We start from the raw sequence: 22,983 nt of genomic DNA on the forward strand, positions 1-22,983 counted from the left end.
GACACTGTCATTTTCAAACCCGGCGGGCTCCGCGCCTCGGCGAGAGCGTTCCTGAATTAAAGACTTTACCACTAACGCTCTGATTCTTCAGTCTTTGCCTGCGCCAGTTTGTCCCGGGTGGCGTTGAGGATGCCGCGCAGGATGTTGATCTCCATCCGGTCCAGCTCGGCCCGGCCGTAGAGCCGGCGCAGGCGACGCATGATCTGACGCGGCGCACTGGGCTTGAGAAAGTCGAGCTCGGTGAGGGTCTGTTGCAAATGCGCATACAGCCGTTCCAGATCCTCGGCGGTGGCCCGGGGCTGATCGCTGTGAAAGCGGTTATCCCGCCGACCCAGTTGATCCAGCAGACTCATACGCAGCTCATAGACCAGCACCTGGGCGGCGGCCGCGATATTCAGAGAACTGTATTCGGGATTGGCCGGGATATGCACCAGATAATTACAGCGGTCCAGCTCCTCGTTGGTCAGCCCGTTGTTCTCGCGGCCGAACACCAGGGCCGCCTGGGCCGATTCGGTGGTATCCAGGACCCGTTCGGCCGCAGCCCGCGGATCCAGGCTTGGCCAGGGGATGCTGCGCAGGCGGGCACTGGCGCCCAGCACTACCGCACAGTCGGCCACCGCCGCATCCAGGGAGTCGACTACCCGTGCCTGCTCGAGCAGATCGGTGGCGCCGGAGGCCCGGGCGCGCGCCTCGCCGCTGGGAAACTCCGCCGGATTGACCAGCACCAGTTGCGTCAGGCCCATGTTTTTCATCGCCCGGGCCACGGCGCCGATGTTGCCCGGGTGACTGGTGTTAACCAGCACCACCCTGACCCGGGACAGGCGGGCGTTGAGGTCATCGTCCTGCTTTGCCGACATTACAAATCATCCTGTCAGTTTGAATTGAGCCTGTTACAATAGCGCACCTTGACGTCCGGCGCCGCCGGCGTTTTGTTCTTTGGCAACCGGATTAAGGAAAAACTTGTGCACCCGATGTTAAATATCGCGGTCCGCGCGGCGCGTGATGCCGGTTTTATCATCGCCCGTAACGCGGACCAGATCGACACCCTGACCATTACCGAAAAAGCCGACAACGATTTTGTCAGTGAAGTCGACCGCCGTGCCGAGCAGGTGATCATTCGCACGCTGCACAAGGCCTATCCGGACCACAGCATCCTCGCCGAGGAAAGCGGCAGCCATGCCGGCAACGACTACGAGTGGATTATCGATCCGCTCGACGGTACCACCAACTTCGTGCACAACTTTCCGCAATACGCCGTTTCCATTGCCCTGCGCCATAAAAACCGCCTGGAGCAGGCGGTGGTCTACGATCCCCTGCGCGAGGAGCTGTTCACCGCCAGCCGGGGCGAAGGCGCCCAGCTCAACGGCAAACGCATCCGGGTCACACCCCGGCGCGGCATCGAAGGCGCCCTGTTCGGCACCGGGATTCCGTTTCATGAGGCGCATATGCCCTACATGGAAGCCTACCTGCAGATGATGCAGGCGCTGATCCCCGGCAGCGCCGGGATTCGCCGCGCCGGCTCGGCCGCGCTGGATCTCGCCTATGTGGCGGCCGGCCGCCTGGACGGTTTCTGGGAATTCGGCCTCAACAGCTGGGACATGGCCGCCGGCGTGCTGCTCATCGAAGAGGCCGGCGGACTGGTCGGCGACTTCAGCGGCAACGCCAACCATATGAAAAACGGCAACATCGTCGCCGCCAACCCGCGCCTGTTCAAGGCCATGCTGCAAAAAATCCGCCCCCACGTCCCCGACGACCTCATTTGAATGTTGAATGTTGAATTTTGAATTGAGGAGTGATCCCATTCAAAATTAACTATTCAACATTCAAAATTTTCTCCCCTCCCCCCTTCAATATCCCGGAACGGGTCCGCTATTGGGACAGGCCCATTCAATTCATGGACACAGACGGCGGCAGTGATGGCGCAGCCCAAACGCAACAACAACGGCAGCAAGGCCCTGGAGATCACCATGCGTGATGTTCTCGATGCTCTGGAGGAGTCGGCCAGCTATTTCGGCTATCAGCCGGGACTGGATAATATGGAGATTCTCTCCATTGAGGCCCCCGGCCCGGATCCGTATCAGCAACGCAGCACGCCCGCCACCGTGCATCCTCTGTCGGGCCCCGAACGCAGTGCGGATATTGTCGATTACCTGATTCGACGCGAATCGGCTGCCTGATCGCGGCCCTCTGTTCCAGCACGAGCCCCCGCTCTTACGCCCTAACGCCCTAACGCCCTTATCAATCTCGTGGTTTTATTCCCTTTTGCGATCAGGCGATGCAAAATTCATTTGACCGTCATAAAAAATTCATGCTTACTAGGCAGTAACCTTACGTTACACCAGCATATTCCACAGGAATAATCAGGAGGGGGATGGTGAAACGCAGTATTTTTGCCTTGCTTGCACCGCCGGTCGCGGTCTGTCGTTATGGCTGTGCCAGTTGTTGCGCCGCGCCGATTGCCGTGTTCTGGATTGCCGGTATTATCAGTATCATCTACGCCTTTTTCGGCGGCCCGGTCGCCAGCGAAGGTATCAGCCTTGGCACCCTGGCACTGGGCGCGGCGCTGTGGGGGATCGCCTCAATCTGGGCGGAAACCGTGATCAAGAGCGTCGAACAGGACGAAAGTGATCCCGAATGCGAAACGCGCAGCAGCACCGTCTGCCGCATGGTCCGGCCCCGGCCTGACGAACATGACCCCATGGAAGACGTCAAAAAATTCCATTCCCGCTAAAACCAAAAGCCCGCTTCTGCGGGCTTTTGCATCTATGATTCAGATTGGTTTGTAACGCAAAGTCCGCAAAGGCGCAAAGAACGCAGAGATTGCTCTTGTATGGTTCAGTACTCGCAAATGAATAAAACGATAATCAGTCGTTTTGCTTGAATAGCGCCATTAATCAATAGATTTTATACTTTGCGTCCTCTGCGTTCATTCCAGAAGCCTGAAATCAGAGCTCGTGGCCAGGCTGGTCGGCGCCTTCTTTTTCCACCGGGATCAGGTTGGTGCTGTTAACGTTCAGCGCCAGGGCCGCCGTGCTGGCCACGTAAATGGACGAGTAGGTCCCGATAATGATCCCGACCAGCAATGCCGCGGAGAAGGAGTGAATCAGCTCCCCGCCGAGGAAGAACATCGCCAGCACGACCAGCAGCGTCGTCAGTGAAGTGACGACGGTGCGCGACAGGGTCTGGTTCAGCGAGATATTGATGACTTCCGGCGGCTGGCTCTTGCGCATGCGCAGAAAGTTTTCCCGAATACGATCGAAGACCACAATGGTGTCATTGAGCGAGTAACCGATCACCGCCAGTACGGCCGCCAATACCGTCAGATCGAATTCCATACCGGTCACGGAGAAAAACCCGATCACGATCACCACATCATGGATCAAGGCCGTGATCGAGCCGACGGCAAAGCGCCATTCAAAACGGGCCATGACATAGATCAGGATAAAGCCCAGTGCAATAATCATCGCCAGGCCGCCATCGTCGCGTAATTCGTCGCCAACCTGCGGGCCGACGAACTCCTGCCGTCGCATCTCGACCGACTCGTCCTCGACGCGCAATGCCTTGAGAATGTCGTCACTCAGCGTGGCGCTGACCTGCTCGGCCTGGGGCGCCAGACGAATAACGATATCCCGCGAACTGCCAAAATGCTGGACCACCGCGCTCTCGAATCCGGCACCCTCAAGCGCGTCGCGAACCTGCTCGAGTTCCTTCGATTCACTGTAGCCGACCTCCAGCAATGTCCCGCCGGTGAAATCCAGGCCGAAGTTCAGGCCGCGCGTGGCCAGCGAGCCAATCGCGATCAGCAGCAGGACCGCCGACACGAGTAACGCATACCGGCGTTTGTCGACAAAGTTGTAGTTGGTGTTCTGAAAAATCTGCATAACGCGTGTCCTGTTGCCCTAGATAGACAGTTTGCGCAATTTCTTGCCAGCGACCGACAGGTTGACGATCGCCCGGGTTCCCATAATCGCGGTGAACATCGAAGTGAGGATCCCGATGGAGAGGGTAATGGCAAAGCCCTTGATCGGCCCGGTACCGAAGACGAACAATACCATCGCGGCGATCAACGTGGTGATGTTGGCATCGGCGATGGTCGACAACGCCTTGCCGTAGCCGGCACTGATCGAGGCCTGCGGCGAATTGCCATTTTGTAATTCCTCGCGAATACGCTCGAAGATCAATACATTGGCGTCCACGGCCATCCCCACGGTCAGGACAATCCCGGCGATCCCCGGCAGGGTCAGCGTGGCCTGCAACATTGATAATACGGCGACGATCAGGACCAGGTTTACCACCAGCGCCACATTGGCCACCAGACCGAAGCCCTTGTACCAGAACGCCATGAAGGCCAGCACCAGAATCATGCCGATGATCACCGAACTGGTGCCCTGCTCGATATTGTCCTGCCCCAGGGATGGGCCGATGGTGCGCTCCTCGATAATCCGGATGGGCGCCGCCAGTGCGCCGGCACGCAGCAACAGGGCCAGGTTGCGGGACTCTTCCGGCTCCAGACCGGTAATCTGGAAACGTTTGCTGAACACACCACGAATGGTGGCGACATTAATCACTTCCTCGACCTTGCGGTTGACGACTTTTTCCTCGCCGTCTTCGCGAATGATTTCCGGCTTGTATTCGATGAACACCACGGCCATCGGTTTGCCGATGTTCTGCTGGGTGGTGTTAGCCATACGGCTGGAACCGGCGCCGTCGAGATTGACAAACACCGCCGGCGAACCGGTCTCCTGATCGAAACCGGAGGTGGCGTTGGTAATGCGCTCGCCGGTGATAATCACCCGTTTTTTCAACAGAATCGGATCCCCGCTACGCTCCTCGTAAAGGCGCGAACCAAACGGTACCCGGCCCTGCAGGGCTTCGCGCACATCGTTTTGCGTATCCACCAGACGAAACTCCAGCGAGGCCGTGGCACTGATCACGGTTTTCACCTGGGCGCTGTCCTGCACGCCCGGCAGCTGGACGATGATTCGCTGGTCACCCTGACGCTGCACGATCGGCTCGGCCACCCCCAGCTCGTTGATACGGTTACGCAGGGTCGTAACGTTCTGCTTGACCGCCGCCTGTTTGATTTCGGTGATGGCGTCCTCGGTCAATGCGGCTATAAGATAATAGGCACCGTCCGCTTCACGCTCGCGCAATTGCAGATTACGCCGTTCACGACTGATAGCCGCATCGGCCGCCTCGCGTTCCTCGGCATCGCGAAACCGCAGTTCAATCACTTCCTCCTGCTGGGTCACCGACTGATAACGCACCTTCGCTTCGCGCAGAATCGTGCGCAGTTCATTACTCAAATCCTCGTAGGTCTGCTCCATGACCGTCCCGGTATCCACTTCCATCAAAAAGTGCAGGCCACCGCGCAGATCCAGCCCCAGATACATGGGCAAGGCACCCAGGCCCGACAGCCAGCCGGGGGCGGCCGGTGCCAGGTTCATCGCGACCACATAACCGTCGTCCAGATTCTCGCGCAGCACATCGTTGCTTTTGAGCTGTTCGTCCACATCGGAGAAACGGACCAGCAGGCCCGAGTCATCCAGGGTAATCCGGCGATACGCGATCTCATGCCCTTCCAGCAGTTCGCGCACGCGGTGCTGGGTCGAACTGTCCACCGTCGTACCCCGGCTGCCCGATATCTGGATCGACGGGTCGGTGCCATAGACATTGGGCAGCGCATAGAGCACTCCCGTGACCAGGACCAGCAGGATTAAAAGATATTTCCACAATGGGTACTGATTGAGCATGAGACTCGATTCCGAATTGAGGCGGCGGCCGCACCAGGCGGCCGCACAAAGCGTTCGACGTTATTCTTTATTGATGGTCTTCAGAGTGCCCTTGGGCAGGACGTTGACGACCGACTGCTTCTGTAACTTGACCTCGACATTGTCGGTAAGTTCCAGATTCACATATTCATCACCCACTTCGGTCACCTTGCCGGCCAGACCGCCGTTGGTCACCACTTCATCCCCCTTGGACAAGGCCGACACCAGATTGCGGTGTTCCTTGGCGCGTTTTTGCTGTGGACGAATCAGCAGAAAATAGAAAATGACGAAAATCCCGATAAAGAAAATCAGCTGCGACATGATGTTGGGTTCTTGGGCTGCCGGCGCCGCCTGCGCCATGGCATCGGAAATGAAAAAGCTCATAATCTCTGTCCCTTGTCGTTTGGAGGTTTGAGGCCCGCTATTATGACATAGCCGGCACGGCTTGCGAGCGTTTGGCGTAGAAATCGGCCACGAACGCCTCCAGCTGGCCGGCCGCAATCGCCTCGCGCAGCTGCGCCATCAGGCGCTGATAATAATGGAGATTATGCAGCGTATTGAGCCGCGCGCCGAGAATCTCGCCGGTCTTGTCCAGATGGCGCAAATAGGCCCGGCTGTAATGACGGCAGGTATAGCAATCGCAGTCCGGATCCAGCGGCCGGGTGTCGGTGCGAAACTGACTGTTGCGAATGCGCAGCAGCCCGGTAGAGGTGAAAATGAAGCCGTTGCGGGCGTTGCGGGTGGGCATCACGCAGTCGAACATATCGATGCCCCGGCGCACCCCCTCGACCAGATCCTCCGGCTTGCCGACGCCCATCAGATAGCGGGGATGCGCGGTCGGCATGCGCGGGCCCAGATAGTCCAGAATCCGCAGCATATCGTCTTTCGGTTCACCCACCGACAGGCCGCCGATGGCATAGCCGTCGAAGCCAATCTGCGTCAGCCCCTCGAGCGAGGCCTGGCGCAGCGATTCGTACATGCCCCCCTGCACGATACCGAACAGGGCGGCCGGGCTGTCGCCATGGGCCGTCTTGCAGCGCTCGGCCCAGCGCAGCGACAGCTCCATCGACACCCGCGCTTCCTCTTCAGCTGCCGGATAGGGGGTACATTCATCAAAGATCATGACAATGTCCGAGCCCAGTGCGCGCTGTACCGCCATGGACTCCTCCGGTCCCATAAAGACCCGGTTGCCATCCACCGGCGAGGCAAAATACACGCCTTCTTCGGATATCTTGCGCAACTTGCCCAGGCTCCAGACCTGAAACCCGCCCGAGTCGGTCAGAATCGGCCCTTCCCAGTGCATAAAATCATGCAGATCGCCGTGCGCCTCGATCACCTCGGTGCCCGGGCGCAGCATCAGATGGAAGGTATTGCCCAGCACGATCTCCGCGCCCAGCTCACGCAACTCCTCCGGCGTCATCGCCTTGACCGTGCCGTACGTCCCCACCGGCATGAACGCCGGCGTCTCCACGGTTCCCCGATCAAACGTCAACCGCCCGCGCCGCGCCTCGCCATCGGATTGTAATAATTCAAATTTCACCTGAAACCTTCATTTCTTAAGCGTACTGGAAAAAACGCAAAGGACGCAAAGACGCGGAGAACGCAAAGAAAATCAAAATTATAATAATGATATCTATACATTTCCTTTCCCTGATGACCATTACTGACTAATCATGTAACCCAAACAAAAACTCCGCATTGTTTTACTTACTCATTCAAAACTTTGCGACCTTTGCGTCTTTGCGTCCTTTGCGTTCCTTCCAGCATCCTATCTACCAACTCACCTGGCTCGGGTAAGTAACATGGCGTCGCCGTAGCTGAAGAAGCGGTAGCGCTGTTCGACGGCGTGGCGGTAGGCGCGCATGACGTTGTCGTAGCCGGCGAAGGCGCAGACCAGCATCAGCAGGGTCGATTCGGGCAGATGGAAGTTGGTGATCAGCCCGTCAACGATCTGAAACTCGTAGCCCGGATAGATAAAGATGTCCGTGTCGCCAGTGAACGGTCGCAGCTGGCCGTCGCGCGCCGCCGATTCCAGACAGCGCACGCTGGTGGTGCCCACGGCGATCACCCGCCCGCCTCGCTGGCGGGTCTGTGCCACCTGCTGGCAAACGGTCTCGTTCACCTCGACCCATTCGGCGTGCATGTGGTGTTCGTGAATTTCCTCCACCCGTACCGGCTGAAAGGTGCCGGCGCCGACATGCAGCGTGACCCAGGCGGTCTCGATCCCCTGCGCCGCCAGCTGGACCAGCATGGCTTCATCAAAATGGAGTCCGGCGGTGGGGGCGGCCACCGCGCCGGGGCGGCGGGCAAAGACGGTCTGGTAACGTTCCCGATCGACCCTTTCATCGGCGCGACGAATATAGGGCGGCAGCGGCATGTGTCCCAGCTCGTCCAGTATCGTCAGCAAGGGGCGTTGGGGATCGTCGCGATCGGCGAGCCGCAGGTGAAACAGATCCCCTTCACGTCCCAGTACCGTGGCGCTCACGGTCTCGCTCAGGTGCAGCGTGGTGCCCGCCTTCGGGCTTTTACTGGCACGCACGTGAGCCAGCAAATCAGTGTCATCGAGCAACCGCTCCACCAGCACCTCGACCTGTCCGCCGGTCGCCTTGCGCCCGAACAGCCGCGCCGGAATCACCCGGGTATCGTTCATCACCAGCAGATCGCCGGCCTGCAGCAGGTCCGGCAACTGGACAAACTGCCGATCCGCTATCTCGCCAGTCGCGCCTTCCAGGCACAGCAAACGGCTGTCCCGTCGCTGGGCGGCGGGCACCTGGGCAATCAGCTCCTCGGGCAGATCAAAATGAAAATCCTGGCGTCGCATGGCGGCGCATAGTAGCAGATTTGCGCGCCTTCGACGCCAAACGCCCTTACAACCGCGGCCCGATTTGCCTATAATGGCCGCCGCAATGGCGCTCTGGTGGAATTGGTAGACACGCGGCACTCAAAATGCCGTGGGGCAACCCGTCCCGGTTCGAGTCCGGGGAGCGCTACCAACTTAAAACACAGGGACGAGTTACGAGGGACGAGGGACGAGGAAACAAGCTCCTGCCCCTGATTCATTCTTTAATTTCCCGTCGATATATAATCACTTTACCTGACAACAACGATGTAGTGCTGCCGGATGCCGTAACCGTTTTTCCTCGTCCCTCGTAACTCGTCCCTCGTCCCTGTTACTTATCCGGACGCAATCCCTTGTAGTAGTTAATGAGCCCGTTGGTCGAGCTGTCGTGGCTGTCGATGGGGGTGCTGTCTTCCAGTTCGGGCAGGATTTCCGCGGCCAGTTGTTTGCCCAGTTCCACGCCCCATTGATCGAACGAGTTGATGTTCCAGATCACGCCCTGGACGAAGACCTTGTGTTCGTAAAGAGCGATCAGCCGTCCGAGGGTGCGGGGATCGAGGGTGTGGAACAGGATCGTATTGGTCGGTTTGTTACCGGGAAAGACGCGATAGGGTAACAACCGTTCGATCTCCGCTTCGTCCAGTCCCTGGGCCTGCATGTCGGCGCGCGCCTCGGCGTCGGTTTTGCCGCGCATGAAGGCTTCGGTCTGGGCAAAGACATTGGACATCAGGATACGATGATGATCGCGGATGCAGTGCAGGCTGGTAATCGGGGCGAGGATATCCGCCGGGATCAGTTTGGTGCCCTGGTGCATCAATTGATAAAAGGCGTGCTGGCCGGTAATCCCCAGCTGACCGAACAGCACCGGGCCGGTCTCGTAGTCGGTAATCGGATTACCCTGGCGGTCCACGCTCTTGCCATTGCTCTCCATATCCATCTGGCGCAGATAATCGGGCAGATACTTGAGGTGCTGATCATACGGCAATATGGCGCAGGTCGATGCGCCGAGAAAATTGTTGTACCAGATACCGAGCAGGCCCAGGATCACCGGCATATTCTGTTCCAGTGGCGCACTGCGAAAATGGCGATCCATATCGCAGGCGCCCTGCAGCATGGCCTCGAAATGATCCATCCCCACCGAAATGGCGATACTCAGACCCACCGCCGACCACATGGAATAGCGGCCACCGACCCAGTCCCACATGCGAAAGATGTTGGACTCGGGAATGCCGAATTCCACGGCGGCCGGGACATTATCGCTGACCGCAATAAAATGGCGATCGATGGCTCCCTCGTCCCCGGCGATCTGGCGAAACCATTTACGCGCGGTTTTGGCATTGACCAGGGTATCCTGCGTGGTAAAGCTCTTGGAGACGATAATAAACAGGGTGGTTTCGGGCTTGATCGCTTCCAGGGTGTCGAGAATATGGTTCTCGTCCACATTGGAGACAAAATGCATGCGCAGATCATGGATGGCATACGGCCGCAGAGCCTCGCAGGCCATCACCGGCCCCAGATCCGAACCGCCCACCCCGATATTCACCACATCGGTGATCGGCTGGCCGGTATAGCCCCGCCACTGACGGGAACGGATGGTGTCGCTGAGCTCGCGCATCTGCGCCAGCACCGCCTGGACCTGGGGCAGAACATCCTCTCCCTCGACCCGGATCGGTCCCGACTCGGGATCGCGCAGCGCCGTGTGCAGCACGGCACGCTGCTCGGTATGGTTGATCGCCTCGCCGCTGTACATGCGCTCGATCCAGGCCGGCAATTCGCATTGCCCGGCCAGTTCCAGCAACTGCGCCCGCGTCTCCTCGGTGATCCGGTTCTTGGAATAATCCAGCAGCAGATCATCCAGCGTCAGCGAGAAACGGGCAAAGCGGTCCGGATCGCTGTCGAACAGCTCGCGCATGTGGAGCGATTCAATGGTTTTGGCATGCTGCTGCAGGGCCTGCCAGGCTGGCAGAGCGGTACGGGATACGGGGGCGGAGTCCATTGATATACCTGTCATTAATCCGTCATAATTCATTAACTTACGGTGTTTATAAAGATACTAACACGCTGCCCCCACAAGGCAACCATTGTTACCACCCTTTTCGGATCATATAGAAAAAATTCCGTCAAGGGACACACTCCTCAGTTTGGCGGCTATAATGTGCGGTCATTTTGCAACCGATACAAGCAGCGGCTATGACGGCAGAAAAAACTTCCTCGCAAGACGGGACCCGTCAGACCGGCAAACAGCCGGTGAACGACAAACCGTTACGTTCCCGGGTTAAACTGTTTGGTAATATCCTCGGCCAGATCCTGCAGGAACATGCCGGGGCGAAGGTGTTCAACGCCGTGGAAACCCTGCGCAAGGGCCATATCAGCCTGCGCCAGGTGGATAACCCCAAAAAACGGCACAAACTGGCCGAATACACCGCCACGCTGGATGCCGAAACCCTCGTTCATGTCGTGCGCGCCTTTGCCATCTATTTCAGCCTGGTCAATATTGCCGAGGAATCCTTTCAGCACCGCCTGCGCCGTCGTGACGCCGGCAAGACCGGTCCCGATTGGAAAGGCTCCTATCACGCGGTATTAAAGGAACTGGAAGGCGACGGTATAGAACCGGCCCAGGTCCAGACCCTGCTGGATCGCCTGGCCTATATTCCGGTGTTTACCGCCCACCCGACCGAAGCCAAGCGCCGGACCATCCTCGAGGCATTGCGCCGGATCTTCGTCATCAGTGAAGAGCTGGATGTCCCGAACCTGACTCTCAACCAGCGCGAAGAGATTCACGAGAAGCTGCGCCGCCATATTCGCATTCTCTACAAGACCAATGAAGTGCGGGTGAACAAGCCGCAGGTGCTCGACGAGGTCAAAAACGGGCTGTATTACTTCAAGGAATCCCTGTTCGACGCGGTGCCCGATACCTATCGCAACCTGGAAAAGTCCCTTAACCATATTTACGGCACCGGCCACGGTGTCAGGGTCCCGAGTTTTATTCGCTTCGGTTCCTGGATTGGCGGCGATCGTGACGGCAATCCCTTCGTCAAACCGCAGACCACCGTCAAGGCGGTCAACATGATGGCCCGGGCGGCGGTGGAGGAATATTACGAACGGGTACGGGGTCTGACCCGCACCCTGACCCACTCCTCGCAGCTATGCGCGCCGAATGCCGCGTTCAACGACAGCCTGCAGCAGGACGAACAACGTTATCCGCACATCTACGCCGATAATCCGGGGCGCTTCAAGCAGGAGCCCTATCGCCGCAAGCTGTTCATCATGCAAAAGCGGCTGCTGGCCACCCTGGACAAGCTGCAATCGCGTATCGACGACGCCGAGTATGTCGGTCTGGGCTGCGGCTACGCCAACGAACATGAACTGCTGGCCGATCTCTATCTGATCCGCGATTCACTCATCAGTCACAACGATACCATCATCGCCGACGGCGAACTGCAAAATCTTATCCGCCTGGTGGAAACCTTTGGTTTTTATCTTGCCCAGCTGGACATTCGCCAGGAATCGACCATCCACACCGAAACGGTCTCTGAGGTCATTCGCCAGCTGGACGGCAGCGATTACGCCGCCCTGGACGAGGAGGGTCGGCTTAACAAACTGGCCGAGCTGATCCGCCAGGGCGAAGCACCACAAATCGATCTCGAACCCCTGTCGGAGATGAGTCGCGAGACCGTCGAAGTCTTTCAGGTCATGGCCCGGCTGCGCGAGGAAGTCAGCCCGCACGCCTTCGGTACCTATGTCATCTCCATGACCCACCAGGCCAGTCATGTAATGGAAGTGATGTTCCTCGGCTGGCTGGCCGGCCTGTCGGGTTACGAGAACGAGACTCCGTTTTGCCATATCCGCATCTCACCGCTGTTCGAAACGGTTAACGATCTGGCCCATATCGAACCGGTGATGAACCAGTTGCTGGATATCCCGACCTACACCGAACTGCTCAATGCCTCCGGTAATACCCAGGAAGTGATGCTGGGCTACTCTGACTCCTGCAAGGACGGCGGCATTCTCGCTTCCACCTGGAACCTGTATCAGGCACAACAACAGATTACGGCCCTGACACAGCAACGTAATATCAAGCTGCGTATGTTCCATGGTCGCGGCGGCACCATGGGTCGCGGCGGCGGCCCGACCCACGATTCGATCCTCTCGCAACCGACCGGCACCGTGCACGGTGAGATCAAGTTCACCGAACAGGGTGAAGTGCTCTCCTATAAATACAGTAACCAGGAAACCGCGGTTTACGAGCTGACCATGGGCATCACCGGACTGCTCAAGGCGAGCCGCAACCTGATCGAACCGCCACCGCCGGACAATCCCGAATACCTGGATATCATGGCCGAACTGGCCGCGACCGGCGAAAAACAGTATCGCGAACTGACCGACAATACCCCCGGCTTCCTCGATTATTTCTACGAGGCCACCCCGGTTTCGGAGATCGGACTGCTGAACATCGGCTCGCGTCCCTCGCATCGCAAGAAAACCGATCGCTCCAAGGAATCGGTCCGCGCCATCGCCTGGGTCTTTGGCTGGGCCCAGTCTCGCCATACGATCCCGGCCTGGTACGGGATTGGCAGCGCGCTGGAGAAATGGGTCGGGCGCAGCCCGGAGAGACTGCAAAAGCTCCAGGAGATGTACCAGAGCTGGCCGTTCTTCAGCGCCCTGCTGAGCAATACCCAGATGTCCCTGTTCAAGGGCGACATGCACATCGCCCAGGACTACGCCGGCCTGTGCAAGGATCCGAATACTGCCAAAACCATCTACAACATGATCAACGGCGAATATAACCGCACCCGCCTGCGCGTCCTGGAAGCCGCCCGTTTGCAGGAACTGATGGCCGAAACCCCCAACCTCGCCCTCTCTCTCAAACGCCGCAATCCCTACCTGGATCCCCTCAACCAGATCCAGCGCATCCTCATCGAACGCTTCCGCGACGAAACAATCAGCGAGGAAGAACGCAACCAGTGGCTCAACCCCCTGCTGCGCAGTATCAACGCCATCGCCGCGGGAATGCGCAATACAGGCTAGAAGAGAATTTATCTCGCAGTAATTATTCTTTTTTCGGGTTCTCTGCTAAATAACGCAGAGAACGCGGAGGCGCAGAGAACGCAAAGAAAAAATAACCAGAATAATTGTTCGCCAGTCTATAAAAATTAGCTTTACTGACGATTTTGTTCTGAACAAACGATTGATAATAGATAATCTTTCTCTGCGTCCTTCGCGTCTTTGCGTCCTCTGCGTTCATTCCCAGAGAATGAGAAAAAAGGGATCGGGTGACCTGTTCGAAAATGGTATTTCTGGTGTGGGTGATAGATTTGTTCTTATCGAGATAGACGATTCCGGTTTGTTACTGAATAAAAAAGGGCCGGTAAACCGGCCCTTTGTGCAGTCGAGCTTGTTCGTAAAACAAGGTTACGGACGAATGTAGGTGTAACCCTGTTCCTGCAGCTCGGTGATCCGGGCGACGCCGCCGGGAACCACTTCAACACCCTCGGCCAGGGCCGGCTTTTTACCTTTTTTGCTCTCGATCTTGGCCATGGTATTGGCGCAGGCATTGAAGTTGATATTCTGCATGGCCATGCTCTCGACCCGCTTGGCATTTGTCCCGTTATCGGTAAGCAGGCTCAGTCCCGGTCCATAGGCAACAATCTGCACGTCAACGTTATCCATTCCGTACGCTTTTTGCAGGTTTGCGGCATTATTCAGGGCAATCTTCTGGGTGCGGGCATCATCCGTACTGACCTGGATAATCACCTTGTGATCCGGATCCATCGGCCCCGCCAGGGCGCTCTGCCCCAGAAAGACAGTAGCAAGTACAACCGAAACCAGTCCACCTTTTATAAAATTCGTTACCGTATGCATACTCATTCTCCTTACAGCTCTTATGATATCTTGATCTATATCGTTATTATCTAATAGACGACACCGGGAAAACCTGCGTCGTTGTTCTGGTGGTAAAACATCCAGCTACCACTTTACAAAAACATTACCTTTAAGCGAATACCGATGCAACCCACCAGCGAACAAATCAACCCGGCGCGTTTTGATCAAAGCCTTTTCGGGGCACAAAAAATTTACCCCTGATAAAAAGATGCAGAAAATATGTAAGGAAGTGCATGTTATTTCGTCTAAATCGGGTTTTGCGCTGTTGGCGACATCCGAGATTGTCTTTAGCCGATTGCCGGACACCGCGTTGCTATGTCCGGCCTACCACTAATCAATTCAAAATTCATCATTCAGAACTCAAAATTACTTTGCGTCCTTCGCGTCTTTGCGTCCTCTGCGTTATTTTCCAGGCGTCAGAAAAGAGTCGCAGGCCCGATAAAGCGAAGCGGTATCGGGCAACACCGCCGATTGCCGGACACCGCGTTGCTATGTCCGGCCTACCATTCTCTCATAATGGCCTCCTTATAGAATTTGCCGGTTCAAAGGAGGTCATTTTCTAATTAAAGTGACAATTTTCAATGTTGAGTTTTGAGTGACGGTATTCACTAACCAATTCAAAATTCATCATTCAGAATTCAAAATTACTTTGCGGCCTTCGCGTCTTTGCGTCCTCTGCGTTATTTTCCAGAGCGTCAGGGAAAGAGACATTACCCTGAAACTGGCCACTAACGGGAATGAGGGTCAGGCGACCTGGACGGGAATGGTATTGCGGGTGTGGGTGATGTTGTTGTGCTCGTCGAGATAGACGAGTTTGGGCTTGTAGCTGGCCAGTTCTTTCTGATCCAGGCCGACGTAGGCGCAGATGATGATCACATCGCCGGGGTTGGCTTTGTGCGCGGCGGCGCCGTTGACGGAGACGATGCCGGACTCATCCTTGGCACGGATCGCGTAGGTGGTAAATCGCTCGCCGTTGGTGACGTTGTAGATTTCGATCTGCTCGTATTCGCGGATACCGGAAATTTCGAGCAGTTTGCCGTCAATCGCGCAGGAACCTTCATACTCCAGCTCCGAATGGGTCACCCGGGCCCGGTGCAGCTTGGCCTTCAGCATGGTGGTCATCATGGTCCAACTGTTCCTCTATCACTACGACACGCGTTTGGGAACTATCTATTTTAGCATGCCCAACCCGGCCTTCCTACCAGCCAAGATCTTCTTTTATAAGGTGTTTTTACAGACCTGGCTTGACAGGCCCCGCCGCTTTTGGCTGACCGCCTTCAAATTCGCAGGTTATCAATCAGCCGTACCTCGCCCAGCCGCGCAGCTCCCAGTACCACCAGCGGTTCGCCGACAACGGCAGCCCGCAGATCGACCGCGCTGCGAACAGTGATATATTCGGGCTCGAAACCGGCGGCAATCAGCTGCTCCCATGCCCCGGCTTCAAGCTGGGTAAAATGCGTCTGCCCCGACCGCACCTGTTCGGCGACCCACTGCAGGATGGCGTAAAGCCGGGGCGCTCGCTGCCGCTCGTCCGCGCCCAGCAGCCGGTTGCGCGAGCTCATGGCCAGCCCGTCCGCTTCGCGCCGCGTCGGCCAGCCAACGATCTCCAGCGGCAGATTCAAATCCGCTACCAGCTTGCGCACCACCAGCAGCTGCTGGTAATCCTTCTCGCCAAACAGCGCCACTTCCGGCAGCACCACCTGAAACAGCTTGGTCACCACGGTCGCGACACCGGTAAAGTGGCCGGGTCGGCGTGCGCCTTCCAGTTCCCCGGTCAGCTGTGGGACCTCCACCCGGGTCACCGTCTCGCGGCCTTCGGGATACATGGCTTGCTCGCCGGGCGCGAAAACCGCCGCCACGTTCAGCTTTGACAGCTGCGCAAGATCATCATTCAGGGTGCGGGGATAACGCTGAAAATCGGCGGCATCATCGAACTGCAGTGGATTGACGAAGACACTGACCACCACCCGATCGGCCCGACGCGCGGCCTCGCGCACCAGATCCAGATGCCCCTCATGCAGGTTGCCCATGGTGGGCACCAAGGCGATACGCCAGCCGGCGGCCCGCCACGACAGACTTTGCAGCTGCATGTCGCGGACCTGATCAAAAACCTGCATATCGAAATGCTCCGCTACGGCACCGAACAGGAAAACCGGCCTGATCGGTTTATTCGGCTTGCTTGCAGCGATAAATATCGTAGACCCGTCGGCCATCCTCGATGTCGGAGATGGCAACAATCGTGTCTCCCTTGATATCCGCCGCGTTATTGCGCGCCAGGATTTCCAGTTCCTCCTGCATCGCTTCTTGCTTGCGTTCTACGCCGATGACGGTAGATTTGACCGACACGGTGGTCTTGCCCAGACGCTTGCAGTGTTCAACATGTTGCTTTTCAACCACCCTGACCTGTTCACCGGCAGGGTCCAGTTTGACCCAGGTACAGCCCTGCAAAACCACCAGTGTTATAACGAGGAGTAATTTTTTCATTTCGACCTCCGATCCTTGTGCGTTATTGATAACTTTGTGCCGGTTGCGGGAACTCGCCGGATTTGACCTGACGCACGTATTCCGCAATCGCCTCCTGAATGCCCTGGCCCGGTCCCAGTCCACGTAAAAAATCGCGGACAAAACGCGGCCGCTTGCCGGGTGTGATACCCAGCAGATCATAGATCACCAGGACCTGGCCGTCGCAGTCGGCACCGGCACCAATGCCAATGGTCGGAATGGAGACCGATTCGGTGATCTGGATCGCCAGTTGCCGGGGAATACACTCGAGGACCAGCAATGCGGCACCGGCCTGCTCCAGGGCCCGGGCATCCTCGATCATCTGTCGCGCCGCCTCGGCATCGCGTCCCTGAACCCGGTAGCCGTCCGGCCCGGCCACCGACTGGGGCAACAACCCCAGGTGACCGCAGACGGGCACCCCGTTGTCGACCAGATGGCGCACCCGGGTCACCAGTGGACCACCGCCTTCCAGCTTGACCATGTCGGCGCCGGCCTCCAGCAAGGCCCGACCGTTTTCCAGCGCCCGGGCATCGTCGGCATAACTTTGATATGGCATATCGGCGATCAACTGTGCCCGTTGCCGGGCGCGGGCCACGTGGGCGATATGATAAACCATGTCCGCCATGCTCACCGGGCGGGTGGAATCGTGCCCCTGCACCACCATCCCCAGCGAATCGCCCACCAGTAACACCTCCACCCCCGCCTGTTCGCACTGGCGGGCCATGCTCGCGTCATAGGCCGTCAGTACCGCGATCTTCTCGCCACGCTGTTTCATGGCGCGCAAATCTTCGACCGTTAATATGGGTTCATCGTTCGGGCTCATAGTTCCAGAGGTCCGGGGTTGAAATAATGACGGCCACTGCGAATCTTGCCGATCTGCTCCAGCAACAGTTCGTAATCCTGTACCTTGTTGGCAAAGTCGATCCCGGCGGCATTGACGATCAACAGGGGCGACGCGTTGTAATCATGAAAAAACGCCATGTAACTTTCGCTCAAGCGGTGCAGGTAATTGGGATCCAGGCTGCGTTCATAGGGGCGGCCGCGCTCGGCAATGCGTTTGCGCAATACGTCAACCGGCGCCTGCAGGTAAACCACCAGATCCGGTTGCGGCCCGCTCACGGCCATGTGTTGATATACCTGATCATAGAGTTTGAACTCTTCGGCATCCAGGGTCAGCTCGGCGAACAGGCGATCCTTTTCCATCAGGAAGTCGGCCACCCGCACCGGAGCGAACATATCGCTCTGTTGCAGTTCCTGGATCTGGCGCACCCGTTGAAACAGAAAAAACAGCTGGGTTTGCAGCGCCACACCGCGGGGGTTGTCATAAAAGCGTTCCAGAAACGGATTTTCATCCGCGCCTTCGAGAATCAGATCCGAGCCGAAAGAATCGGCCAGGCGCCGGGCCAGGGTGGTCTTGCCCACCCCGATCGGCCCTTCCACCACAATGTAACCGAGAGAACCGCTATCACGCATCTGGCAGACGCTCCGGCCGATCCGCCGCGACCCGGGGCAGTAACTCCTGCAGCGATCCGTGACCCGGAATAATGAAATCCGGTGCGACAATCTCCTGCAACGGGAACAACACAAATGCCCGCTCGCTGATGCCCGGGTGCGGAATGGTTAAACGTTGATCGTTGATCGTTTCCTCGCCATAGAGTAACACATCCAGATCCAGCGTACGGGGCCCCCAGCGTTGCGCGCCGCGTTGCCGCCCATGGGCCTGCTCAATGGCCTGCAGTGTATCCAGCAGGGCATGCGGGGCAAGCCCGGTCTGCAGCGCCACCACGGCATTGATATAATCCGGCTGATCGGCCGGACCCATGGGCGTGGAGCGATACAGGGATGACGCCGCCTGCAAGGCGCTCTCCTCCAGCCGCTCCAGTTCCGCCATGGCCTGTCTGACCTGGGCAAGCGGATCATCGAGGTTGCTGCCCAGGGCAATATAAGCGGTGATCATGTGTGTTTTTTCCGGCGCCGCCGACCGCGCTTGCTCTTGCCGGGAGAGACCGTCTGCAGCATGTCGCGCTGGCCTTTCTCGTCGGCCTCCTGAAACTGCGTCCACCAGTCGCACAATTCCTGCAACGGCTCACCGGCCTGCTGACGCAGCAACAGAAAATCATACCCGGCGCGAAACCGGGGGGCCTCCAGCAGGCGCACCGCCCGCTTGCCCTGGCGTCGTGACAGACGTGCCTGCATCAACCAGGTCTCTTTCATCGGCAGACCGAACCGTTTGGGAATGGTGATGCGGCGGGTCTGCGCCTGCACCACGTCGCCGGCCGCCTGTTGCAGGGCCTGCAGCTCGCTCTCATCCTGTTCCTGTAACAGCTGTGCCTGTTGCCGGACCACCGGCCACAGCAGCACGCCAAATAAAAAGAACGGCGTGACCGGCTTGTCATCCTGGAGACGGCGATCCGTGTTACCCAGACCGGCTTCGATAAAGCGCCGGGTATAACCGTCATCAGCTTCCATTAAATCGGCCGTCTGCGGGAACAGGTAACGGAAAATATCGTAGTGCACTAACAGTTCGAACGCCCGGATCCCATAGCCACTCATAAACAGCTTCAGGATTTCCTCGAACAGCCGTGCCGGGGGCACATCCAGCAGCCGCCCGCCATGGCGAGCGAACTGCTGCTCCAGTTGCGGATCAAGACTGAAGCCAAGCTTGGCGGCAAAACGCAGCGCCCGCAGCAGACGGACGGGATCTTCCTGGATGCGCACCTCGGGATCGCCAATCATCCGCAGCCGGCGCTGTTCCAGATCGCTCAGCCCGCCGGTGTAGTCGACCAGGGAAAAATCCTCGATGTTGTAATACAAGGCATTGACGGTGAAATCGCGCCGGAAGGCATCCTCTTCCAGGCTGCCGAAGACGTTATCGCGCAGAATCATCCCGTCGGTCATCACCCCGTCTTCGTCCCCGTCGCGGTGCTGGGCCCGAAAAGTGGCGACTTCGATGATATCCCGGCCAAAATGCACATGCGCCAGCCGAAAACGCCGGCCGATCAGCCGGCAATTGCGAAACAGCTTTTTGACCTCGTCGGGGGTGGCGTCCGTCGCCACGTCGAAATCCTTGGGCCGATGGCGCAATAGCAAATCGCGCACCCCGCCGCCGACCAGATAGGCCGCATAGCCGGCCTTTTTCAGGCGATAGAGCACCTTGAGCGCATACTCACTGATATCCGCCCGGGAGACGGCATGCTCGGCACGTGGGATGATTTCTGGCTGCAACGGGAACTGGCTCGTAATCTATTAATTATTAAAGCAATTTGGTCAGCACCCGATAATAACAAAAAATCGGCATAACCATGTATTTTTTGCTGCCCTGTCACCGTACCGGGTTTTGTTGCCACACACGGGAGAAAATAATGACGAAATTCACACGCCCCTTGCTGACCGCCTCGTTACTGGGTTTGAGCCTGAATGCCACCGCCCTGCCGTTTGCCACCTACGAGGCCCGCTCGGCCGGGATGGGCACCACCGGCGTGGCCAGCAGCAATATCGCCTCGGCCCCCTTCACCAACCCGGCCATGCTGGCCGCCCAGCGTTTCGAGGACGATTTTTCCCTCACCGCCGGGCTCGGGGTTCAGGCCATCGATAACGAAAACCTGCTGGATGATATCGAGGACTTCAGCGACGCCTACGACGCCGGCGATGCGGCCGGGACACAGGCTGCTGCCCTGAGCGCCGACGGCAAGCGGCTCGACGTGCTGGGCAACGGCGCCCTGAATGTCGGCTTCTCGGCGGAAAAATGGGCCGGGGCCGTCAGTGCCAACCAGTATATTCAGGCCAACAGCGGCGTCACCTACGCTGGCAGCAACGGTGTCGATTCAACCATCGACCTGGTCGGCCTGGAAGTGACCGAGGTGGGCGTCAGCCTGGCCCGCCAGTTCGGTCGCCTGTCCATCGGCCTCACGCCCAAATCCCAGTCGGTCACTTCCTATGATTCGGACTCGGTCCTGCTGCGCACGGTCGACGATCTAAGCGATCTGATCGACGCCGCCACCGAGGAAGGCGAAAAGGATCACGGCGGCAGCCTCAATGCCGATATCGGCCTGGTCTACCAGCTGGGCGAGGAAAGCCGCTGGCAGGTCGGCGTGGTGATGCGCAATATCAGTGAGCAAACCTACACCACTTCACGGAACAATACGGTGAAGATCGAACCCCAGACCCGCGCCGGCCTGGCCTATAACGGCGATGTCATCACCGTGGCGGTGGATTACGATCTGCAGGAAAACGATCCGCTGGTCGACGGCAGCGACAAGACCCAGATGCTGGCCGCCGGGCTCGAGGTCGATGCCTTCAACACGCTCAAGCTGCGCGCCGGGTATGTGAAAAACACCGCCGACGTCACCGGCCCCGACGATGACCTGCTCTCCGCCGGCCTGGGCGTCAACATCCTGGGACTGCAGGTCGACGCCGCGGTCATGGGCAACGACAACAACCTGTCCGGCTTTGTGCAGATGGGGTTGCAGTTCTGAGCAATCACCCCGGCACTCTCGCAAAGACGCTGAGCCGCAAAGAAAAGCATATTATTTTCTCTGCGCCTCCGCGTCTCTGCGAACTCCGCGTTTAATTTTCGTACTCGAAAGTCGTAGACATAATGGATTGACCTGCCCAGCCTCGACAACGTGGGTTATGTTAGGAGGTTGGGAAAACCCATTAACACAGAGCCACATCGAGGGGGCAGGTCATGAACGAGTTTAACAACATTTACGTTGGTTTGGATGTTCACAAAGCCACGATTGCGGTTGCCGTTGCCAGGGAGGGACGTGGCGAGCCGGAATATCACGGCGAAATCGAGAACAGCTGCGCCGCTGTGGCCAAGCTGATCAACCGGCTGAGCCCGGATGGCGAGGCACTGCGCTTCTGTTACGAAGCCGGCCCGTGCGGTTACGGTCTCTATCGGCAACTGATCGGCCTGGGTCATGCGTGCGAGGTGGTTGCTCCCTCGCTCATTCCTCGCAAGTCCGGCGAGCGGATGAAGACCGATCGGCGTGATGCGCTGATGCTGGCCCGGCTGCATCGCTCCGGCGAGCTGACGGCGGTCTGGGTACCGGATGAAGAACAAGAAGCCATGCGTGATCTGAGTCGGGCCCGGGAGGACATGAAAAGCCTGGAGCTCAAGGCACGGCAACGGTTGGGCGCGTTTTTGCTGCGTCATGGCAAGCGTTATCCCGGGAAGAGCCGATGGACCCAGGCACATTGGCGCTGGTTGGAGGGCGTCAAGTTCGAACAGGTGCTCCAGCAACTCGTGCTACAGGAGTACATCGATAGTGTCAGGTCGGCCCAACGGCGCGTGGCACAGCTGGAGGCGCAGATGCGCGACCATCTTGGCATCTGGTCGCTTGGCGTGGTGGCCGAAGCGCTGATGGCGCTGCGCGGGGTGAGTCTTGTCACGGCCGTGACAACGTTGGCCGAGCTGGGCGACATTACCCGTTTTGACTCGCCCCGGGAACTGATGGGCTATCTTGGACTGGTGCCCAGCGAACACTCCAGCGGCCCGTCACGACGTCAGGGCGGGATTACCCGCACGGGCAACGGCCATGTGCGACGCGTGCTGGTGGAGGCCGCCTGGAATTACCGCTTTGCCGCCCGCAAGACCCACTGTATTGAACGGCGTGCCGAGAAAACGTCCCCCCAGGTTCAGGCCATCGCCTGGCAGGCACAAAAACGCCTGTGTGGACGCTACCGAACGCTGATGCAGGCGGGCAAGGATAAAAAGCAGGTGACCACCGCCGTGGCGCGGGAACTAGCGGGCTTTATCTGGGCCATCGTCTGTGAAGTTCAGGGGAAAGCCCACGGCAGCAAGGCACTGGCATGACGCACGGTCAGTGGCTTCGGCTCAGGGTATGGGAGGCCGGTGAGGAGAACCCCTGCCGGGCCTATGTGGCGTCCTTTTTAGGGAGGGCAGACCCACGACTGTAGAGAAGGGCAGCTCCGCGACGAAGTGAAGTCAGGTCGGTAACCAACCCACGCATATCAGAGTGATCC

At 58.3% G+C, this 22,983-nt stretch carries 21 protein-coding genes and 1 tRNA gene; 7 read left to right on the forward strand and 15 right to left on the reverse strand.

Features of this window, described 5'->3' with window-relative positions; translation table 11 throughout:
* Window positions 1–71 precede the first annotated feature (71 nt).
* A complete protein-coding gene (gene trmJ, locus U5K34_RS02240) occupies window positions 72–857 on the reverse strand; it encodes a tRNA (cytosine(32)/uridine(32)-2'-O)-methyltransferase TrmJ (protein ID WP_322566890.1) in 786 nt (261 codons plus the stop codon).
* Window positions 858–962: 105 nt separating this feature from the next.
* Between trmJ and suhB the strand changes: the two genes are divergently transcribed.
* The 3 genes from suhB (at window position 963) to U5K34_RS02255 (ending at window position 2,731) form a co-directional block, all read left to right on the forward strand.
* Window positions 963–1,763 carry an inositol-1-monophosphatase gene (suhB, locus tag U5K34_RS02245; protein WP_416223996.1) on the forward strand — a complete coding sequence of 267 codons (801 nt, stop codon included), beginning with the start codon at window positions 963–965 and terminating at the stop codon, window positions 1,761–1,763.
* Window positions 1,764–1,916: 153 nt separating this feature from the next.
* Window positions 1,917–2,177 carry a hypothetical protein gene (locus U5K34_RS02250; protein WP_322566891.1) on the forward strand — a complete coding sequence of 87 codons (261 nt, stop codon included), beginning with the start codon at window positions 1,917–1,919 and terminating at the stop codon, window positions 2,175–2,177.
* Window positions 2,178–2,371: 194 nt separating this feature from the next.
* Complete coding sequence (locus U5K34_RS02255) at window positions 2,372–2,731, forward strand: hypothetical protein (protein WP_322566892.1); 360 nt, start codon at window positions 2,372–2,374, stop codon at window positions 2,729–2,731.
* Between the two features lie 214 nt (window positions 2,732–2,945).
* Here U5K34_RS02255 and secF read toward each other — a convergent pair whose 3' ends face one another.
* The 5 genes from secF to queA all read right to left on the reverse strand — a co-directional run bounded on the left by secF (window position 2,946) and on the right by queA (window position 8,592).
* Window positions 2,946–3,881, reverse strand: a complete 936-nt coding sequence (secF, locus tag U5K34_RS02260; protein ID WP_322566893.1) for a protein translocase subunit SecF — start codon at window positions 3,879–3,881, stop codon at window positions 2,946–2,948.
* Window positions 3,882–3,899: 18 nt separating this feature from the next.
* Window positions 3,900–5,753 (reverse strand): protein translocase subunit SecD, encoded by a 1,854-nt coding sequence (secD, locus tag U5K34_RS02265; RefSeq protein WP_322566894.1) that lies wholly within the window; start codon window positions 5,751–5,753, stop codon window positions 3,900–3,902.
* A gap of 60 nt (window positions 5,754–5,813) precedes the next feature.
* Entirely contained in the window at window positions 5,814–6,155 is a 342-nt protein-coding gene (gene yajC / locus U5K34_RS02270; RefSeq protein WP_322566895.1) for a preprotein translocase subunit YajC, read from the reverse strand.
* Window positions 6,156–6,195: 40 nt separating this feature from the next.
* Window positions 6,196–7,311 carry a tRNA guanosine(34) transglycosylase Tgt gene (tgt, locus tag U5K34_RS02275; RefSeq protein ID WP_322566896.1) on the reverse strand — a complete coding sequence of 372 codons (1,116 nt, stop codon included), beginning with the start codon at window positions 7,309–7,311 and terminating at the stop codon, window positions 6,196–6,198.
* Between the two features lie 240 nt (window positions 7,312–7,551).
* Window positions 7,552–8,592: a tRNA preQ1(34) S-adenosylmethionine ribosyltransferase-isomerase QueA gene (gene queA, locus U5K34_RS02280; protein WP_322566897.1), complete on the reverse strand. Its 1,041-nt coding sequence runs from the start codon at window positions 8,590–8,592 to the stop codon at window positions 7,552–7,554.
* An 87-nt stretch (window positions 8,593–8,679) separates the two neighbouring features.
* Here queA and U5K34_RS02285 point away from each other — a divergent pair.
* Window positions 8,680–8,764 (forward strand) — tRNA-Leu (locus U5K34_RS02285).
* A 177-nt stretch (window positions 8,765–8,941) separates the two neighbouring features.
* On the opposite strand, the gene pgi is transcribed toward U5K34_RS02285, so the two are convergent.
* Window positions 8,942–10,606, reverse strand: a complete 1,665-nt coding sequence (gene pgi / locus U5K34_RS02290; RefSeq protein WP_322566898.1) for a glucose-6-phosphate isomerase — start codon at window positions 10,604–10,606, stop codon at window positions 8,942–8,944.
* A gap of 194 nt (window positions 10,607–10,800) precedes the next feature.
* On the opposite strand from pgi, the gene ppc reads away from it, so the two are divergent.
* Window positions 10,801–13,638, forward strand: coding sequence for a phosphoenolpyruvate carboxylase (gene ppc / locus U5K34_RS02295; protein WP_322566899.1), 2,838 nt, complete (start codon window positions 10,801–10,803; stop codon window positions 13,636–13,638).
* Window positions 13,639–14,022: 384 nt separating this feature from the next.
* Here ppc and U5K34_RS02300 read toward each other — a convergent pair whose 3' ends face one another.
* The 8 genes from U5K34_RS02300 to pcnB form a co-directional block, all read right to left on the reverse strand.
* Window positions 14,023–14,472, reverse strand: coding sequence for a DsrE family protein (locus U5K34_RS02300; RefSeq protein ID WP_322566900.1), 450 nt, complete (start codon window positions 14,470–14,472; stop codon window positions 14,023–14,025).
* A 765-nt stretch (window positions 14,473–15,237) separates the two neighbouring features.
* On the reverse strand, window positions 15,238–15,618 hold the full coding sequence (gene panD / locus U5K34_RS02305) for an aspartate 1-decarboxylase (RefSeq protein ID WP_322566901.1): 381 nt from the start codon (window positions 15,616–15,618) through the stop codon (window positions 15,238–15,240).
* A 152-nt stretch (window positions 15,619–15,770) separates the two neighbouring features.
* Window positions 15,771–16,610 carry a pantoate--beta-alanine ligase gene (gene panC / locus U5K34_RS02310; protein WP_322566902.1) on the reverse strand — a complete coding sequence of 280 codons (840 nt, stop codon included), beginning with the start codon at window positions 16,608–16,610 and terminating at the stop codon, window positions 15,771–15,773.
* 49 nt (window positions 16,611–16,659) lie between these two features.
* The gene (locus U5K34_RS02315) at window positions 16,660–16,977 is read right to left on the reverse strand and encodes a DUF4156 domain-containing protein (protein ID WP_322566903.1); all 318 of its coding nucleotides are present in this window, start codon (window positions 16,975–16,977) and stop codon (window positions 16,660–16,662) included.
* A gap of 22 nt (window positions 16,978–16,999) precedes the next feature.
* Window positions 17,000–17,818 (reverse strand): 3-methyl-2-oxobutanoate hydroxymethyltransferase, encoded by an 819-nt coding sequence (panB, locus tag U5K34_RS02320; protein ID WP_322566904.1) that lies wholly within the window; start codon window positions 17,816–17,818, stop codon window positions 17,000–17,002.
* The gene (locus U5K34_RS02325; RefSeq protein ID WP_322566905.1) at window positions 17,815–18,468 is read right to left on the reverse strand and encodes a deoxynucleoside kinase; all 654 of its coding nucleotides are present in this window, start codon (window positions 18,466–18,468) and stop codon (window positions 17,815–17,817) included. The genes panB and U5K34_RS02325 overlap by 4 nt, the downstream gene beginning before the upstream one ends.
* A complete protein-coding gene (gene folK, locus U5K34_RS02330; protein ID WP_322566906.1) occupies window positions 18,461–18,952 on the reverse strand; it encodes a 2-amino-4-hydroxy-6-hydroxymethyldihydropteridine diphosphokinase in 492 nt (163 codons plus the stop codon). The genes U5K34_RS02325 and folK overlap by 8 nt, the downstream gene beginning before the upstream one ends.
* Window positions 18,949–20,220 carry a polynucleotide adenylyltransferase PcnB gene (gene pcnB, locus U5K34_RS02335; RefSeq protein WP_322566907.1) on the reverse strand — a complete coding sequence of 424 codons (1,272 nt, stop codon included), beginning with the start codon at window positions 20,218–20,220 and terminating at the stop codon, window positions 18,949–18,951. The genes folK and pcnB overlap by 4 nt, the downstream gene beginning before the upstream one ends.
* 137 nt (window positions 20,221–20,357) lie before the next feature.
* On the opposite strand from pcnB, the gene traF reads away from it, so the two are divergent.
* Together traF and U5K34_RS02345 are read left to right on the forward strand one after the other, a co-directional pair.
* Window positions 20,358–21,470 carry a conjugal transfer protein TraF gene (gene traF, locus U5K34_RS02340; RefSeq protein WP_322566908.1) on the forward strand — a complete coding sequence of 371 codons (1,113 nt, stop codon included), beginning with the start codon at window positions 20,358–20,360 and terminating at the stop codon, window positions 21,468–21,470.
* A 212-nt stretch (window positions 21,471–21,682) separates the two neighbouring features.
* Window positions 21,683–22,813, forward strand: coding sequence for an IS110 family transposase (locus U5K34_RS02345; protein ID WP_322566909.1), 1,131 nt, complete (start codon window positions 21,683–21,685; stop codon window positions 22,811–22,813).
* The last annotated feature ends 170 nt before the right edge of the window (window positions 22,814–22,983 follow it).

Origin of the sequence: Thiohalophilus sp., from assembly GCF_034521165.1 — a bacterium.
Taxonomy (GTDB): Bacteria; Pseudomonadota; Gammaproteobacteria; order UBA6429; family Thiohalophilaceae; genus Thiohalophilus.

What these genes read in the sequence shown, in the direction of transcription:
- trmJ (WP_322566890.1), bottom strand. Translation starts at nt 857, where the DNA reads ATGTCGGCAAAGCAGGACGATGACCTCAACGCCCGCCTGTCCCGGGTC.
- U5K34_RS02250 (WP_322566891.1), top strand. Translation starts at nt 1,917, where the DNA reads ATGGCGCAGCCCAAACGCAACAACAACGGCAGCAAGGCCCTGGAGATC.
- U5K34_RS02255 (WP_322566892.1), top strand. Translation starts at nt 2,372, where the DNA reads ATGGTGAAACGCAGTATTTTTGCCTTGCTTGCACCGCCGGTCGCGGTC.
- secF (WP_322566893.1), bottom strand. Translation starts at nt 3,881, where the DNA reads ATGCAGATTTTTCAGAACACCAACTACAACTTTGTCGACAAACGCCGG.
- secD (WP_322566894.1), bottom strand. Translation starts at nt 5,753, where the DNA reads ATGCTCAATCAGTACCCATTGTGGAAATATCTTTTAATCCTGCTGGTC.
- yajC (WP_322566895.1), bottom strand. Translation starts at nt 6,155, where the DNA reads ATGAGCTTTTTCATTTCCGATGCCATGGCGCAGGCGGCGCCGGCAGCC.
- queA (WP_322566897.1), bottom strand. Translation starts at nt 8,592, where the DNA reads ATGCGACGCCAGGATTTTCATTTTGATCTGCCCGAGGAGCTGATTGCC.
- pgi (WP_322566898.1), bottom strand. Translation starts at nt 10,606, where the DNA reads ATGGACTCCGCCCCCGTATCCCGTACCGCTCTGCCAGCCTGGCAGGCC.
- ppc (WP_322566899.1), top strand. Translation starts at nt 10,801, where the DNA reads ATGACGGCAGAAAAAACTTCCTCGCAAGACGGGACCCGTCAGACCGGC.
- U5K34_RS02300 (WP_322566900.1), bottom strand. Translation starts at nt 14,472, where the DNA reads ATGCATACGGTAACGAATTTTATAAAAGGTGGACTGGTTTCGGTTGTA.
- panD (WP_322566901.1), bottom strand. Translation starts at nt 15,618, where the DNA reads ATGATGACCACCATGCTGAAGGCCAAGCTGCACCGGGCCCGGGTGACC.
- panC (WP_322566902.1), bottom strand. Translation starts at nt 16,610, where the DNA reads ATGCAGGTTTTTGATCAGGTCCGCGACATGCAGCTGCAAAGTCTGTCG.
- U5K34_RS02315 (WP_322566903.1), bottom strand. Translation starts at nt 16,977, where the DNA reads ATGAAAAAATTACTCCTCGTTATAACACTGGTGGTTTTGCAGGGCTGT.
- panB (WP_322566904.1), bottom strand. Translation starts at nt 17,818, where the DNA reads ATGAGCCCGAACGATGAACCCATATTAACGGTCGAAGATTTGCGCGCC.
- U5K34_RS02325 (WP_322566905.1), bottom strand. Translation starts at nt 18,468, where the DNA reads ATGCGTGATAGCGGTTCTCTCGGTTACATTGTGGTGGAAGGGCCGATC.
- folK (WP_322566906.1), bottom strand. Translation starts at nt 18,952, where the DNA reads ATGATCACCGCTTATATTGCCCTGGGCAGCAACCTCGATGATCCGCTT.
- traF (WP_322566908.1), top strand. Translation starts at nt 20,358, where the DNA reads ATGACGAAATTCACACGCCCCTTGCTGACCGCCTCGTTACTGGGTTTG.
- U5K34_RS02345 (WP_322566909.1), top strand. Translation starts at nt 21,683, where the DNA reads ATGAACGAGTTTAACAACATTTACGTTGGTTTGGATGTTCACAAAGCC.